This window comes from Shewanella nanhaiensis, assembly GCF_019457885.1.
Lineage (GTDB): Bacteria > Pseudomonadota > Gammaproteobacteria > Enterobacterales > Shewanellaceae > Shewanella > Shewanella nanhaiensis.
In genome coordinates this window covers 473,196-489,710 of record NZ_JAHZST010000002.1, presented here as the reverse complement: position 1 = coordinate 489,710, position 16,515 = coordinate 473,196, and the positions used below count along the sequence as shown (strand labels likewise).

Below are 16,515 nucleotides of genomic sequence, written 5' to 3'. Positions count from 1 at the left end.
CTGTAGGCACAACTAGACACCAATGATCTCTCCTTTTAGTGAATAGGCGACCATCAATAACTCCTGCTTCTCCTGTTGACCCACATCATTTTTTTCCAGAGCGACCATGATGTCATCGATAACGGCGAGGTATTCACGCTCATTGATGTTCATTGTCCTATGAGTGTCGGTCATGTTTTTCCCTGTATACTCCTGAGGGCCTCCCGTTCCAGAGCAGAGAAACTCAGTCACAGTTTTAATCACTTTATCTCTGTCTGAGTCCTTGTAGCGGCTGGCAATGGTAGGGTTATCCCTATGAGTATCAAAGATGTCGGCTGCTATTTGGGCTATTTTTACCTCGCCTCCTAAGCGGTCATAAAGGCTGGTACCATTCATAATATTCTCTCTTAGTTTTTAACTGAAAATATACCTGAACTTTAAGCTTAGCTATTGTCCATGAGGTTAGCATGGTTTTTTGAGCGTGAAGAGAAGATTAGTTATTAGCGGATAAACCTGTTTTTAATCACAGAGTATCATGTGACCTGAGGAGCGGTTTGAGCCATGACCCTGTTCTTCCACTCAGTTTAGCCCTTGGCCAATGAAGGTTTCTCTCTACGCCCTCTTTTAAGGTCTTAGCTAAAGTTAAGGGCTCTTGGGTAGAGCGGTTGTGAAGGAAGATACAGAACTTCTCTCCATAGATATGTGATTTAGCTTATTCGGTTAATCAGCTTAAATAGATTGAATGAAGTATTCATTTTAATCTAGCAAAATATAGGTAATACTTTAATTAATCTTTTAGTATTAAATGCTAATACATTTGACTGTCGTTATTTAGTTTTATGGTTTTTCTTTTGTTTAATTGTGTTTGCAGCAAGTTATTAGGTATTAATAAAATAATAATTCAATAACTTTTATATTATGTGTTTTATTCTGTTTTTATGTTCTATTAAATTGTTGCAAGATACTTCTTGGTAACAACTTTAGTTGTAGGCTTATGTTAATGGTAATACAGGATAAATTACTTATCAACTTAAGTCATTGTTATTGAGCGGTTTCACCTTAGCTTTGGTTATAATTCAAATAATATAAGATACTAGTGGTTATAACCCGCTGAAAAATAGTTTAAATAGCTTATGTCATGGATGTATGGCCAAGCAAAAGGATATGCAATTGATTATTTATTAACTTAGAAGGAAGCTAGTTATGGAAATCAATCATAAAGTTATAGTATGTAGTTGTGTGGGAATATATATGTCTCTGCTTTTCGGTTCTGGAATCGCAAATGCAGATACATCTTTAATTAATATATCAGAAGTAAAGGAGAAGTCGGCACCAAAAAATGTTGCAGCTTCAATTGAGAAGCAGTTAAAAATGGACCAAGCCACACCGATGGAGTGGCCAGAATATGTTGTCTCTAAGGCCGCACAAGAGGAGATAATCTCTGGTGGCTCAGGCTCTGCGGATAGTCAATTGGCGCCTTTTGGGGCCAACGATGATGCTAAAGCTCTCTATCCTGAAGCTTGGAAAGCGATGGAGGAGATGGTGATCACTGAGGAGTACTCTAGCAGTGATTATGATGCCAAATCTGCCGCTAAGCCCGATCTGTATACTGGCTATCCAGCCAATAAATATTCCCAATCTTGGAAATATCACCCTTGGCGAACCATGGGAAAACTCTATTTTAATACGCCGAGTGGTAGTAGTAGCTACTGCAGTGCATCTATGCTGAAAAATAATGTACTACTGACAGCTGCTCACTGTGTTTATAGTCGTGGTAGTGGTTGGCATTCAAACTTAGTGTTTGCACCTGCTGAGAGGTACGGTAATAAGCCGTATGGCCAGTATAACTGGACCAGTGCCATCGTTCTCACTAACTGGATTAATGTCGGTAGCCGCCAATATGATCTAGCGTTAGTCCGATTAAGTGGCAACCCTAATGGCATGGTGGGTAATTTGGGATATGCCTATGGTCAGTCATTTGAGCAAAGTCTATTCTCATTTGGTTATCCAGGGAATTTAGGCTCAGGTCAATACAGTAATACCTGTGCTGCTGAATCCTTTAAGGATGATACTGATGCCATTGGTATGGGTTGTAATATGACCTATGGCGCAAGTGGTGGCCCTTGGTTAAGAAAGTTCACTCCATATGTATCTGGTGGTAATCAGGCAAACTCTGTGGTCAGCGGCCCCTCCAAAAAGGGGACTTTTGGTCAGAGCTTTGTGGGGCCAAGATTCACCAGTAATAACTTTAGAGTACTCTGTAATAGCTACGGCTGTTTATAACTTGATTGACGGTTTTTTATCTTAAAGATTAATGCCTGCCACACCGTTTGGTGGGCATTATATAGTGAGTCATATCTCTTTTATCCCTCCCGTTAAGTTTCATTTAATCGTTATGCATGACGATAGCCAACGTTGATATGTTAGAGTTATCAAGCCTCTCGTTCAGTCTATGTTGGTCCGATAAATACCTCTCATTGGTTACACTGACTTCCTGTGCTGACAAGAAAAAAACAATAATCTAATCAAGGAGAAGACCCGTGAAGAAAGTCGGATTGCTACTGCTTTGTACTATCTTGATGCCGCTGGCACCTGTATATGCAGAGCAGGCTAAACCTGTGGATGATAAACGACTGTCGGTTGAGTTGTTGTGGCAGCTAAATCGCATCGCAAGCCCCACAATTTCACCCAATGGCGAGTACATTATTGCTTCTGTAACTCAATATGATGTTCCTGAAGATAAAGGAGCAACACAGCTTTGGTTGTTTGCTAAAGATGGCTCTAGTCAGCGTCCTTTGACTGCCAAAGGCTTGCGGGTGAGTGAGCCTGTGTTCTCTCCTGATAGCAAGGTGCTTGCTTTTGTGAGTAAGCGTGATGAAGATGAGGATGGGCAGATATACCTGTTACCTATGGATAGGGCAGGTGAAGCTCAGCGACTCACAGATGTTCCTGGTGGTGTCAAAGGGGTGCGATGGGTAGGTGAACATGTTTACTTTATTAGCCGTGTTTTCCCAGGTAAAACATGGCCTGAGATGGCTGAGCAGTTAACAGCGAATAAAAAGGATAAAGTGTCTGCCCGTCAGTGGAATGCACTACCCTATTCGAGCTTTGACCATTGGATTGAGGAGGATCGTCAAGCCCATGTTTTCCGTATTCCAGCTAAAGGAGGGGAGGTTGAAGCTGTGACACAAGTGATGAATAAGCAACTGCCTCGTTCATCTCAAAGCGCTGCGAACTATGATATTTCGCCTGATGAGCGCTTTATCGCCTTTAACAGTAATGGTTGGGACAATCGAGTCGATCCAAAAATCGATATCTTTATGGCTAAGATAGGCAGTGATAAGGCGGAAAATTTAACGGCAAAAAATAACGCCCCAGATACGAGTCCAACCTTCAGTCCTGATGGTAAAACCTTAGCTTTTACCCGTCAGCTTATTCATGGCTTCTATGCCGATACTGCCAATCTGATCTTGCTTGATGTGAAAAAGCGCACAGAGCGAAATATCACTGCCGATTGGGACCGTTCGGTGGCTCGCTTTAGCTGGACAGCTGATGGTAAAGGTTTTTATGCGGCAATCGATGATGCTGCTACTCGCAGAATTTTCCATATCAATGGCAAAAATGGCAAGGTAAAAGCCATAACTCAACAGACCAATTTTGGTAGGCCTTCAATTGCTAAAGACGGCACATTAGTCGCGTCTAACGATAGCTTCCTCTATCCAGCTAGAGTGGTTAAGATCAACCCTAAAAATGGTAAAACCACACGTTTGGATAGCTTCAATGACGATATTCTTGCCGATGTCGACATGGGAACTTATGAGTCAGTTACTTATAAAGGCTACAACGACCAAGATATACAGATGTGGGTTCATTATCCGCCTGGGTTTGATTCTAGCAAAAAGTATCCCTTGATGATGTTGATCCATGGAGGGCCACATAGTGCGATCTCTGATGGTTTCCACTTCCGTTGGAACGCTCAGACATTTGCCTCTTGGGGCTATGTTACCGCCTGGCCTAACTTCCATGGCTCAAACAGCTTTGGCCAAGAGTTTGCTGACAGTATAAATCCCGATTGGAAAAATAAATCATTGGAAGATGTGTTTAAAGCAACACAGTGGTTTACTCAAAAAGAGTGGATTGATGATGAGCGATTAGTGGCGGGGGGAGCTAGTTATGGTGGCTACCTAACCTCAATTATTTTGGGCCAAGAGCACCCATTTAATGCCCTATTCATCCATGCTGCGGTTTATAACATGTACTCGCAAATGGCGGCGGACTTCTCTGTACACAGCACTAGGTTTGGTAACTACTGGGATAAGCCTGAGCTCTATAATGACATCTCTCCTCACTATGGTGCTAAAAACTTCAACACTCCAACCTTAGTGGTTCATGGCCAACTAGATTACCGTGTACCTGTAGGCCAAGGTTTTGAGCTATTCCGTACCTTGCAAACACGAGGTGTAGAGTCTCGAATGATCTATTTCCCTGATGAAAACCATTGGATTATGAAGCCAAATAATTCAATCTATTGGTATAACCAAGTTGAAGATTGGATGACTAAGTTTGCTGAACCTGGTGGTAAGTAATCTGAGATAGCGCTTCAAAAAAGTCGCTATCTTTAGACTAATAAAAAGCACTTCAATCGAAGTGCTTTTCTGTTTTTGAAGCTTGAAGCTTGAAGCTTGAAACTTTAGGCTTTGACTAGCTTAGCCAGATCGGCTGGGCGGTAATAGACCGACTTGAGTACCTTGCCTTGGCGAACGACTTTACCAGCCATATCGACATCTTTGGCGCACTTGGCAATGATGAAATCGCCTTTTTGACTACCAACAATCTCAACGCCTTGCTTAGCGTAAAACTCGACAGTTTCAGCTAGCTCCTTCTCATTACGACAGACCTTGCTCATGTTGCTTGAGTGGACTTCATCCCAACAGGTAATGAACTCAATTTCGCGGTTTTTAGCGACATTTAGCAGAAGATCGATGATATAACTGATCTCAATGCGGTCATTAACCTGTGAAGCACCAAGGTGAACCAGACGACCCATAAGCACATAAACAGAGTCCACAATGGCATCGGCTTGCTCGATGCGAGTGTCAGCTTCGGCAAGTTCAGTTAGCTCTTCGATGGCCAGCGAGGTATGTAAGGTGTCAGCCTTATCATCCAATGTAGCTTCATCTTCACTGGGTAGATCGAATGTGGAGCGAAACTGGAGTATGTCACGATAAAGGTGATCATAAAGTGGCTGAGTGAGCGCGGTAAATTTCATGTCTTTGCCTTGGGTAATCTTCTCTCATCTTAGGGCGTATGTTAGTGAAATGAGGAGGTGAATGAAAGAGCGGATTTCAGCCTCTTACATAGAGTGAGAGATTCTCTCTACTCACACTTAAAACTCTAGCTAACCATTTGCTACATATTTATGCGAAAGCTCTATTGGGTTGCTGGTTTTAAATTAAAAATGATAACGCTGTCATTATCATCTAACGGCCAAGTAAACAAGCCAGTTTGTAGCGCAAATGTTGCTATCTAATGCTTTTTTTGCATATTTATTTACTAGTATAATGCTTGAGCCCCCAATTTTACTGCCTATTCACCCTCTATCTTTAGTTTTCCTTAATCTTTTGTAACTCACTAATTAAATAAAGATTAAATTTACACTTGATTATCTATCCTATTGATTGTTAATCATCTTTGGTTTGATTTCACCTCTTAATTCCGAGTATCACTATTTTTATTATGTAAATTATTTGTTACTCAGTTTTTAGGCTTCAAAGTAAAGGTCATGTTGGTCTTAATGTGAATCATGTAATGTCAAAAAACGCCTGCATAAATTGAATTTTTATTCATTTACGCGGTGAAAATAATAATTACTAATCATTTGAGGCTTAATATGAATTTGAAATATTCAAAGTTAGCATTAGCTATGGTCGGCATCGGGCTCACTTCGGCAAGTTACGCATCAGATCCACTCTATTCAGAGCAGTGGCACTTAAACAATACGGGCCAGAATGCTTTCTCCCAGTCATCTGGTACTGCGGGTAACGATCTTAATACTCAACTTACTCAAGCATTTGGCATTGCAGGTGTTGGGATTAAAGTGGCTGTTATCGATACTGGTGTACAGATAGATCATCCAGACTTGGCTGCTAACGTGGTCCCAGGTAGCCAGAATTTTATTTCTGATTCAGCATTTCCTGTAGATTACCCTGAAGATCCCAATGGCCATGGTACGGCTGTTGCTGGTTTGATTGGTGCGGTAGGCCATAACGGTGAAGGGGTGAGGGGCGTGGCTTCTAACACCTCTTTACTTGGGTTTAACTGGTTATCAGAGCAAACCTTTGAAGGTTGGTTGATCTCACATGGTAAGGGGGCAGCCACTCAAGATGTGCGGGTGTTTAACCAGAGTTATGGTTTTAGCCCAATCGATCCGATTAAGGCTGATTTTGATGATCCTCAATTCAATTTTGAGATCGGTGTGATGTCCGATGTTAGCGACAATGCAGCATGGGGACGTGGCGCACTGTTTGTTAAATCGGCGGGTAACGGCTACCGCTACTTTAGAAGTGGTGGTTTCTTTGTGTTACCCGGTGACTTTTTTGCAGGCGGCAACAATTTAGGCTTGCCGATGCACAACAGTAACCAGTCCTATGATAATGCTAACTACTATAACCTAGTAACGAGTGCGATCACCGCTGATGGTACCCGTACTAGTTACTCATCTGTAGGGGCTAATGTGTGGGTTGCTGCACCAGCGGGCGAGTATGGCACCAACTCTCCAGCTATGGTGACCACAGATCTGATGGGTTGTGATGCGGGTATGAACACATCAGCTGGTCTTGGTAGTAATGGGCTACATGGTGGAACTGAGCTAGATCCTGATTGTAACTATACCAGTACCATGAATGGTACCTCTTCTGCAGCGCCAAACACTTCAGGTGCTATCGCCGCCATTATGTCGACTAACCATGCGTTAACAGCGCGAGATGTGCGTGCATTGTTGGCTGAAACGGCAAGCAAAACAGATGCTCAAAACCCAGGTGTGAGTCTGGACTTTGTAAACAACAAAGGTGAGTTGGTGAGCTACCAGGCGGTTGCTCCTTGGACCACGAATGCTGCGGGTGTTGATTTTCACTCATTCTACGGCTTTGGTGCGGTGGATCTGGACAAAGCCATGAGCCGCGCTCGTATGACAAATAGCGTGCTGCCACCCCAAGTTATCACCCCGTGGGCAAGCAGTGATCTTGCTGTTGAAGTACCTGACGCTAGCTTAGCTGGCGGTGAGTCAAGCATAGTGTTTAGTGATGATGTGACAGTAGAGTCGGTGCAGGTGCAGTTAACCTTAGATCACGCTCGTCTACCTGATCTAGCCATTGAGCTTATCTCACCAGCGGGTACTCGCTCTGTACTGCAAACACCGAGAAATGGTCTGGTTGGTCAGTCACTCGATGCTAGCATCACAGGTTTTGATCAGCAGTTACTGTTGAGCAACCAATTCTATGGTGAAAAAGCCAAAGGTGAGTGGACCTTGAGAGCCATTGATACCAACGGTGAAGAGCAGTTTACCTTTATCGCTTACTTCAATAGTTCAAACGTATTTTTTGTACCACTTAACAATAACAAAGAGCCAGGTGTGATCAAGAACTGGTCACTGCGCGTTATCGGCCACTAAAGGAGTATGAATATGAAACTATCTATCTTTTTACCTGCTGTAGCAGTCACCCTATTTTCATCGCTTACTGTGGCGAATAACCTGCCTGAGTTGGCAGCGCCAGTTGAAATTGAGGCGAGTGAGTCTGTTGTCGTTAATGGTCAGACGTTTAATAAGGTGGTTGAGCCCTCAGCGACTGCGGATTTTGCTGACACGGTTAAGCTATTTGCTGGCGATCTTGTCACCAAAGGTAGCTTTAACCTTACCTCTAAAGCGACGGGCTTGGTTTTTGTTACCTTGGTTGAGGGACAAGATGCCAAAGCGGTTGCCACAGATTTAGATCTGAAGCTTGTTTTTGCTAACGGTAACTCTGCTGTCTATAAGGCTGCTGAGAATGTTGATCTGTTGAACTTAAACGATGAGCTGTTTAATGACAGCCGCATTAAAGCCGTAAAAATTGAGCTAGCAAACAACAAATACAATCCAGAGTAATTGTTATATAAATAGTTATAACGGCCTTTTAAGTTAGCTCAAAAGGCCGTTTTTTATGGGTGATGAAATTAAATTTTTAGAGAGCAAATAGAGGGATTATCTTTAATTAGTGCATAAATAGGTGATATTGGGCTTTTGTTTGAATATTTAGTCTTTAGCTTGGCTTGGTCAACTATTTAACACCAGTATACTTGTTGGACTCGGTTGTTATCTTTATGTAAATATGATCGACCGAGCGCAATAAAAAAACCGTCGTTGAATGGTATTTGCGGGGTTAAATAAAAAGAACAAAAAGGAAAAGTGATGACCTCAGAAACTGATCCCCAGCAATCAGCATCCCATTCGCAACCAGGCTCAAATTCGTCTGAACCTAAGGGCTCAGGGAATAAACATAAGCAACCTAGCTTATTCGATGCGCTTACTCCTATCTTTGCCCTAGTGGTGATGTTAACCGCTGCGGTTTACCTCTTTTCTTCTGACAGCTCATCGGGCGCTAACCAGATAGCCCTCATTATGGCTGCCTGTGTTGCACTGATTATTGGTGTGAAGAACGGTTATAGCTGGAAGGAGATGGAGAAGGGAATAGTGAGTAGTGTCTCCATGGCAACAGGAGCCCTGCTTATTCTCTTTACTGTGGGCTCACTTATCGGTACCTGGATCCTCTCCGGTACTGTGCCTACCATGATCTACTACGGGATGAAGATCTTAAACCCTGAGTACTTCTATGCCGCATCTTGTCTGCTCTGTGCCATTGTGGCTATCAGTATCGGTAGCTCATGGACTGTCGCTGGCACCTTAGGTATCGCGCTGATTGGTGTCGCTGGTGCCATGGGGTTAAACATTGAGATAACTGCCGGTGCGATTATCAGTGGCGCTTACTTTGGCGATAAGATGTCGCCAATGTCTGATACAACTAATCTTGCGCCAGCCGTTGCCGGTACCGACCTATTTAGTCATATACGCCATATGGCGTGGACGACAGTTCCTAGTATTGTTATTGCGCTGATTGGGTTTCTCTTTTTAGGTTTTAATACCGAGATCCCCGCAACGGGTGCGGAGCTGGCTAGAACTATGGCTGTACTGCAAACCCAGTTCTCACCCGGCCTTCATCTGCTTATCCCGCTGCTTGTGGTTCTGGCATTAGCCTATAAAAAGATGCCAGCTTTTCCCACTGTGATTGTTGGTACCATGGCGGGGGCGGTTTGCGCTGCACTATTCCAGTTCGATAATGTGCTTAAGTTTGTGAATGACCCTGAGCTGCTTCCCGTCATTGCGCTTATTAAAGGGATCTGGATTGCCATGTTTAATGGTTATACGGCCAATACTGGTAACTCAATGATAGACAGCCTACTAAGCCGTGGTGGTATGGGCAGTATGATCAATACGGTATGGTTAATTCTGTGTGCTATGGCGTTTGGTGGCGTGATGGAGCGAACAGGTCTGCTTAAACGTATTTTGCAGAGTATGCTGGTGTTTGTTAAGTCTAGTAGTAGCTTGATTTTGACGACGCTTGTTAGCTGTATCGGGGCTAACCTTATCACTGCAGATCAGTTTATCGCCATCATACTGCCAGGCAGAATGCTTAAAGTTGAGTACACCAAACATGGTCTAGCGCCAGTAAACCTGAGTCGCGCACTTGAAGACTCGGCGACTATTACTAGCCCTCTTGTGCCTTGGAACACTTGCGGTGCTTATATGGCCAGCACCTTAGGGGTAGCGACCATTGCCTATCTTCCATTTGCCTTCTTTAATCTTGTTTGTCCATTAATCAGTGCAAGCTATGCCTATTTTGATTTCAAAATTCTAAAGCTTGAAGATATGGAAGAGGCAGAAGCGGTTGCCGCTTAACGCTAGAGCAAGATAATCCCACCCAGCTAAAACTTTGACCGCCATCGAGTGTGGCGGTCAAAGGGAATAGTGCTTATACCAATTAGTATAAGAAATTGATCTGTTCAGAGTGCTTTTTGGCAAGCTAATTCAACGCAGAAGTAGACAGCCAAAACCACTCTTATTGTTGCCGCGTCCTCTGATTATCCATCTCATCAATAAGCTGATTAAAGCTTACCTCCTCTTTTATTGCTTTAAAGCTAGGATCCATGACCACTAGGTTCTTTGCTAACCAGCCTTGATTTATCGCCTGTATAAGATAGCGATAGCTTTTATCACTCGCATGGCTCTTGGCGTAAAGGCGAGCCAGTGACATGCTGTCGCTGGGTCTGTCTGAACCTTGGGCAAGTTCCTGCTTAAAGCTTTGCTCAAGGTGAGCTAATTGCGCCTCTGTGCCCTGTTTATTGGCTAAATAACTCAGCAGTTCGCCTCGAACTTTTACCTGTCGGTTATCTGATTGAATAAGCTGTTTTGCCAACTCCCTAACCTGCTCCTGTTCGCCTAAATAGAGCAGGGCATTGGCGAGTCCTTCGATAAACACTAACTGCTTTGGATAGCGTGCAATTAACTCCTGATAGTGGGCTTTAGCTTGGCGGAAGAGCCCCTGTTGTAGCAAACTCTCCCCCTGAGTGTTATTGGCCAGTAGAGAGTCAGGCTGAAGTTGCAGCGCTTTTTCTAGCCAGATGTTGGCCTGAGGATATTGTGCGAGAGCAAAGAGGATCTGCGCTTTATGTAGCATGCTGACACTGTTACTAGGGTCAGCCTCTAGCGCCTTGTCTATCCAGTGAAGCGCTTGTTTAAGTTGCCCCATCTCTCGGTAGATAAAGCCGAGGTTTGACATGGCCTCGTTGTAATCTTTACGTTTCTGTACCGCCTTTAAGTTGGCGGATATCGCCTTGGTTAGCCAGCCTCGATTGTAGTAGGCCAGACCCAGAGATTTATAACCTTGCGCCAGATTGGGATCCAGTGCGATCGCCTTGTAAGCGGCATCGATCGCCAGTTGTTGCCAGTCGGAGGGGCCATTAAACTGAAATATTCCCTGACTATAGGCATCTGATAGCCCCGCATAGGCTCGGGCCATATTGGGATTAATCTCGATGGCAGAGTTAAACAGCTCTATGGCAAGCTTGTTATCCTCCTCTCTGTACCTATGGTAGTAATCCAGTCCATTCTCATAGAGTTCATTATCGAAGCCACTGGCAATCTTGGCGGCTAGCGTTTGTGAAACCGGCTGTGGAATAGTGCGACTCGAAGAGTAGAGTAGGGCGATACAAGCAAGGATAATCACCACAAAGGCTAGAGTGAGAGAGGTTACTTTCCAGTAAAGGGGATAGCTGCTGCCATTTGCTGGGGCCACATGGGTATCGGTGGCAAGGTTAAGCTTAACGGAGAGGCTGGGATCTGGAATAGCCGTTATCTCTACATGGGGGATAAGACGGTAACCTCGACCACGGATCGCCTCTATGTAGGTTGGATCTGCCGCGTTGTCGTCTAATACACGGCGCAGAAGCTTAATTCTCTGCTTTAAGGTTTCATCCCCCACCACTATCTCAGGCCAGATCCGCTCAATCAACTCCTGTTGGCTGACGATCCCTGGTGCTGATTCGCATAATACACATAGTAGGCGGTAGCTCAGCCAGGGGAGCTTCACCTCTTGAGTCTTATTTCGAACTAGAGTGCCCAATTGGGTATTGAGATCGAGATCGGCAAATTGGTAGCGGTAGTTGATACTTGTCTCCTACTCTTTTTACTGCATTAGCTTGTTAACCCTTACTTTACCCCGACTTCACTAAACTGCAACGGCTTTCACCAAGCTTCACCAACTCTTACTTAAGCTTTCACCTTAGCTTCAAGTTGAGCAGTAAGCCTTAGGTATAGCCTAATAAGACAAAAAATTAAAAGAAGAAGCTGTTATGGAAACCAGGGTGGAATTAACCGAAGCAGATAAGGTGGACCAGACCTTAGGGGAGGCAAACTTAGCCCACCCTAAGGGGCTTTATGTGTGCTTTTTTACCGAGATGTGGGAGCGCTTTAGTTTTTATGGCTTAAAGGCTCTGCTTATCTTCTATCTGACAGATCACTTCCTGTTTAGCGATCTTGAAGCGGCCAATATATTCGGTAACTACTTCGCGCTGGTTTACGCCTTGCCTTTAGTGGGTGGGGTGCTGGCGGATCGGTATCTGGGCGGTAAGCGAGCGGTAACCTCTGGCGCTATCTTGCTCTGTTTAGGCCACTTCGGTATGGCTTTTGAGGGACAAGCTGCCTATATCGATGAACTAGGTAACAAGGTGGAGAGTACCGGATTATCGATGTTTTACCTGTCGCTCTCTTTCATCATAGTAGGAGTTGGCTTCTTAAAACCTAACATCTCAACCATAGTGGGTAAGCTTTATGATAGAAACGATCCTAGAAAAGATGCCGGATTTACTCTGTTTTATATGGGCATTAATATCGGCGCTGCGCTCTCTTCTATTGTGTGTGGCTATGTAGGTACTCAGTATGGATGGTCATACGGTTTTGGCTTAGCGGGCTTTGGTATGCTACTGGGTCTAATGGTTTTTCTTGGAGGGCAGAAGCACCTTAAGGGCTTTGCTGAAACGCCTGATAAGCAGATGTTGACCGAATCACTTTGGTGGTGTTTTACCCGAGAGCACCTTATCTATGGTTTTGCCATTGTGATGGTTATGCTGGTGGCCTTGGTGATTGGTGATCATCAGGTGGTGGGTGGTTTGCTAGGTTTTAGTTTTGTGGCTATCGGCGTATGGCTGGTGTGGTACTGCATCCAAGAGGTTTCACTTGAGGTGAGGCAGAAACTCTATGCCGCGGTTAGTTTAGTGATGATGTCGACGGTTTTCTTTCTCTGTTTTTTGCAATCGGGAAGCTCAATGAACCTGTTCGCCGATCGCGTTACCGATAGGGTGTTATTTGGGGTTGAGATCCCAGCGCCCATGTTCCAGTCACTCAATGCGATCTTTATTATTTTATTGGCACCATTATTTGCTAAAAGCTGGCAGTGGATGATCCAAAAGGGAGTAGCCCCAAGTACGCCGATGAAGTTTGCCTTAGGCTTGCTACAGGTGGGCTTAGGCTTCTTAGCCTTGGTTATAGGGCTGGCGTTTTCCGAAGGTGATCAGCAGGTTGCTATGGGTTGGTTAGTACTTGCTTACTTATTGCACACAACGGGCGAGTTATGTATCTCTCCCATTGGCTTGTCGATGATAACTAAACTATCGGCAAGTAAAATCGTCGGCTTGATGATGGGCCTATGGTTTTTAGGCTCGGCAATTGCTGAGTATATTGCAGCCCTTCTTGCGGGAAACAGTTCGGCTGAGCAGTTGGGACTAACCCAGCATCAGAGCTTTACTCTGCTCTATACCGATATCATGTGGATCGCCTTTGCTGGAGCGGCGCTGACCTTAGTGTTAACGCCTCTGCTGAAACGTTGGATGTGGGATGTGGATTAAAGGAAAAGGCCTAGGAATTAAAACCTAGGCCTGAGGAAGTGATATTTATATCGATTGGAATTACAAGCGGCTCACATCAACCTTGAGTGTATCTAAATGTGTGGCAAGTGCTGGCGTGACTCGATTATCGACTCGTCCTCCCAAGTGTTTGGCAAAAAACTGCTCCATGGCCAGAATATAGGCGAGTTTGTTATCGCGTTTACGAAATCCATGGCCCTCATCTTTCGCCAGAATATATTCGACGGGTAGCTGCTGCTTGCTCATGACTCTGGCGATATTGTCGGACTCAAGTTGTGTGACTCTTGGGTCGTTAGCGCCCTGAACTAACATCAGCGGTGCCTTGATATTATCGACGAAGTTAATGGGAGATCGTGCCCGCATATCGACTCTGTCAGCCGTTATCTCTGGATCGCCTACCGCACTGTAGAACTGGCCTAAATAGGGGCGAAAGTGAGGCGGGAATGACTCAAGTAGGGTAATTAAGCTTGAGGGGCCGACATAGGAGATCACCGCTTGGTATAGATCTGGTGTAAATGTCGCACCAGCCAGCGCTGCATAACCTCCATAAGAGGCTCCCATGATCCCAAGACGCTGTTTATCGGCGATCCCCTGTTCGATTAGGTAGTGAGCCCCGTCGGTGAGATCGTTCTGCATGCTACCAGTTCCCCAGTTTTTGTTACCTAAGTTGAGGAAACGCTTACCAAAGCCTGTAGATGCACGGAAGTTTGGTTGCAGAACGGCATAGCCGCGATTTGCCAGTAGTTGGGCAATGGGGTTGAAATAACCAGAGCTTAAGGTCCAGTAGTCTCTAGCCCAAGGGCCACCGTGGGGCAGAATAATGGTGGGGAGATCGCCAGTTTGTCCTTTAGGTAATGTGAGATAAGCTTGAATCGTGACGCCATCTCTCGCTTGATAGGAGATAGATTGACGCTTTGATAATAGCTCAGGTTTGATAATAGGCTCCTGCTTTAACAGTAAGCTGACCTCACCAGTTTCTACTGTGTATCGGTAGTCACTGCCCATATCCACATCGCTGGCAACATGGAGTTGCCATAGACCGGTTTTCTCGTTTCTGTCGGTGATGGTGATCTCGACATCTTGTTTAAACTGATCATTAATCTGTTGCCACCGCTGAGCGAAGGTGTTGTCCAGTGGGTAAGTACGCAGGCGTCCACCGTAATAGGAGACAGCTAACGGCTCACCTTTATCATTAAAAATTACCTCATAGACATCAGATTCATTGTTAGGATCTTTATGTAAAGTGGTCAGTTTGCCACTTGTCATATTCAGGCGCAGCAGCTCCTGCTTGTCTCGGCCATCGATATCAGCACTGATATAGGCCTGCTTATTTCCCTCATCAAAACTTAAGATATTGATGCTTTCACCGAACTGGGTCTTAATTAGACTGGTCCATTTCCCATCAATATTGGCATAAAGATCGCTAGTATTGTCGGGGTTACTGCTGGTTCCCAACATAGGTTGCCCCTGCTTATTCACCTCAACTTGCGAAAAGCCGTAGGTGTTAGCAAAGATATTGGTGATCTTGCCGGAATCGAGCTCAAGACGATAGATATCTCGTTGCTGTGGATTATCCTGATTAGACATTAACACCAGAGTATTAGGATTCTCTTTAGGCTGTTTGAGTATGTTGTAGACAACTTCACTATTGTGGGTCAGTGCTGTCACGCTTGGGACAGGTTTAGCTTGAGTGGTATCGAGGGTGAGCCTGTATACCTGAGTATTTTCATTACCTGCCGTATCTCTGAGGAAGAAGATCTCATTAGCCTCGGTTGACCAGCGAAAACTATTAATGGGATCTTTTGACGTTGTGATGGCAAACGCTTCACTGAGATCACCCCCTGCTGGCATGAGGTAGATATTGCTAGCACCCTGATACTCTTTAAAAAAAGCTAACCACTTGCCATCTCTTGAAGCAGACAGCTTGCTGATATCTTGCTCATTAAAGAAGGACTCTAGTGGGATCAACTCAGCCTGCTGAACCTGTTTGGCAAGTGTTGTGGGTGCTTGGGTCTGAGAGCAACCTGTGAGTACTAAACTGCCTGCAATCGCTGTCCATAGCAGGGTCGGTAATATCTTTTTCGTTAGCATGCTTACATCCTTTGAGTTGCAACTGATAGCGTAAACCTAATCTTGTTTAGATAAACGGGACTGAGGTTGAAGTTGTTTATTAGCCTATTACATAAAATAATTATTGTAAAACGATAATTAAATATTAAATTACGACTAAATGTTTCTGTCTGATATAATCGAGAACTGTTAAAGGTCAGGAATGGAAAACGATGAACCCGAATATGCAAAAATTGATGAAGATAAGTGGCTTGTTTAGAGTGCTGGTCTTAATTGCCACTGCCATGGTGGTGATCTACTTAGGTTATAGCTACTTAGTGGAGGGCGAGCTTCGTTTCTCAACCAGCCATCTTTTTCTTGAGCTCTGGCATGATGAAAGAGCGAGCAGAGGCGTATTGTTAGCGATTCAAACACCACTGTTTATCACCCTATTTATTGGCGTGTATTGGCTACAGAAGTTGCTTGGTTATTATCAGCAGGGTCAGTTTTTTGGTCGTGAATCTATGACCTGTTATCTCTGGTTGATCTGGCTAAAAGTGTTTGATCTTGTGCTCGATATCGCTCAGATATTGGTGACAGGTTATTACCATAGATCCATTTTTGAGCACACCAGCATTGAGCTTCCAATCGACTTTGGTGACATCACTACGATCCTATTGATGTTAGTAATTGCCTATCTACTCAAAGCGGCGAAAGAGATTGAAGAAGAAAACAGAGAGTTTATCTAGGTGATGTTATGGAAATAATCGTTAATTTAGATGTCATGATGGCCGTGCGTAAGGTGAGTTCTAAGGAGCTGGCTAAAGCGATAGGGATTACAGAGGCAAACCTCTCTTTGTTAAAGCGGGGCAAGGTGAAGGGGGTACGTTTTGAAACGCTGGCGAGCATTTGCGGTTACCTTAAGTGTCAGCCGGGAGATATTTTGGAGTATCGTGAAGCAGAGTAAAAAAACCGTCC

General features: G+C 44.4%; 12 protein-coding genes. 8 read left to right on the top strand and 4 right to left on the bottom strand.

Features of this window, described 5'->3' with window-relative positions; translation table 11 throughout:
* Positions 1-12 precede the first annotated feature (12 nt).
* Complete coding sequence (locus K0625_RS04450; protein WP_220108553.1) at positions 13-375, bottom strand: group I truncated hemoglobin; 363 nt, start codon at positions 373-375, stop codon at positions 13-15.
* Positions 376-1,230: 855 nt separating this feature from the next.
* On the opposite strand from K0625_RS04450, the gene K0625_RS04445 reads away from it, so the two are divergent.
* Both K0625_RS04445 and K0625_RS04440 read left to right on the top strand, forming a co-directional pair.
* Positions 1,231-2,262, top strand: a complete 1,032-nt coding sequence (locus tag K0625_RS04445) for a trypsin-like serine peptidase (protein WP_232846908.1) — start codon at positions 1,231-1,233, stop codon at positions 2,260-2,262.
* 257 nt (positions 2,263-2,519) lie between these two features.
* A complete protein-coding gene (locus tag K0625_RS04440; protein WP_220108551.1) occupies positions 2,520-4,565 on the top strand; it encodes a prolyl oligopeptidase family serine peptidase in 2,046 nt (681 codons plus the stop codon).
* A gap of 104 nt (positions 4,566-4,669) precedes the next feature.
* Here K0625_RS04440 and K0625_RS04435 read toward each other — a convergent pair whose 3' ends face one another.
* Positions 4,670-5,248: a nucleoside triphosphate pyrophosphohydrolase family protein gene (locus K0625_RS04435; protein ID WP_220108550.1), complete on the bottom strand. Its 579-nt coding sequence runs from the start codon at positions 5,246-5,248 to the stop codon at positions 4,670-4,672.
* 621 nt (positions 5,249-5,869) lie between these two features.
* Between K0625_RS04435 and K0625_RS04430 the strand changes: the two genes are divergently transcribed.
* From K0625_RS04430 to nhaC, 3 genes are all read left to right on the top strand, one after another.
* On the top strand, positions 5,870-7,648 hold the full coding sequence (locus K0625_RS04430; protein ID WP_220108549.1) for a S8 family peptidase: 1,779 nt from the start codon (positions 5,870-5,872) through the stop codon (positions 7,646-7,648).
* Between the two features lie 12 nt (positions 7,649-7,660).
* Positions 7,661-8,119 (top strand): serine protease external chaperone, encoded by a 459-nt coding sequence (locus K0625_RS04425; RefSeq protein WP_220108548.1) that lies wholly within the window; start codon positions 7,661-7,663, stop codon positions 8,117-8,119.
* 303 nt (positions 8,120-8,422) lie between these two features.
* Positions 8,423-9,967 (top strand): Na+/H+ antiporter NhaC, encoded by a 1,545-nt coding sequence (gene nhaC, locus K0625_RS04420; RefSeq protein ID WP_220108547.1) that lies wholly within the window; start codon positions 8,423-8,425, stop codon positions 9,965-9,967.
* A 160-nt stretch (positions 9,968-10,127) separates the two neighbouring features.
* Here nhaC and K0625_RS04415 read toward each other — a convergent pair whose 3' ends face one another.
* Positions 10,128-11,657: a tetratricopeptide repeat protein gene (locus K0625_RS04415; protein WP_333473831.1), complete on the bottom strand. Its 1,530-nt coding sequence runs from the start codon at positions 11,655-11,657 to the stop codon at positions 10,128-10,130.
* A 262-nt stretch (positions 11,658-11,919) separates the two neighbouring features.
* Here K0625_RS04415 and K0625_RS04410 point away from each other — a divergent pair, with 262 nt between their 5' ends.
* A complete protein-coding gene (locus K0625_RS04410; protein WP_220108545.1) occupies positions 11,920-13,470 on the top strand; it encodes a peptide MFS transporter in 1,551 nt (516 codons plus the stop codon).
* A gap of 60 nt (positions 13,471-13,530) precedes the next feature.
* Here K0625_RS04410 and K0625_RS04405 read toward each other — a convergent pair whose 3' ends face one another.
* Entirely contained in the window at positions 13,531-15,579 is a 2,049-nt protein-coding gene (locus K0625_RS04405; RefSeq protein ID WP_220108544.1) for a S9 family peptidase, read from the bottom strand.
* A 191-nt stretch (positions 15,580-15,770) separates the two neighbouring features.
* Here K0625_RS04405 and K0625_RS04400 point away from each other — a divergent pair, with 191 nt between their 5' ends.
* Together K0625_RS04400 and K0625_RS04395 are read left to right on the top strand one after the other, a co-directional pair.
* Entirely contained in the window at positions 15,771-16,286 is a 516-nt protein-coding gene (locus tag K0625_RS04400) for a DUF2975 domain-containing protein (protein ID WP_220108543.1), read from the top strand.
* 8 nt (positions 16,287-16,294) lie between these two features.
* A complete protein-coding gene (locus K0625_RS04395) occupies positions 16,295-16,504 on the top strand; it encodes a helix-turn-helix domain-containing protein (protein ID WP_220108542.1) in 210 nt (69 codons plus the stop codon).
* The last annotated feature ends 11 nt before the right edge of the window (positions 16,505-16,515 follow it).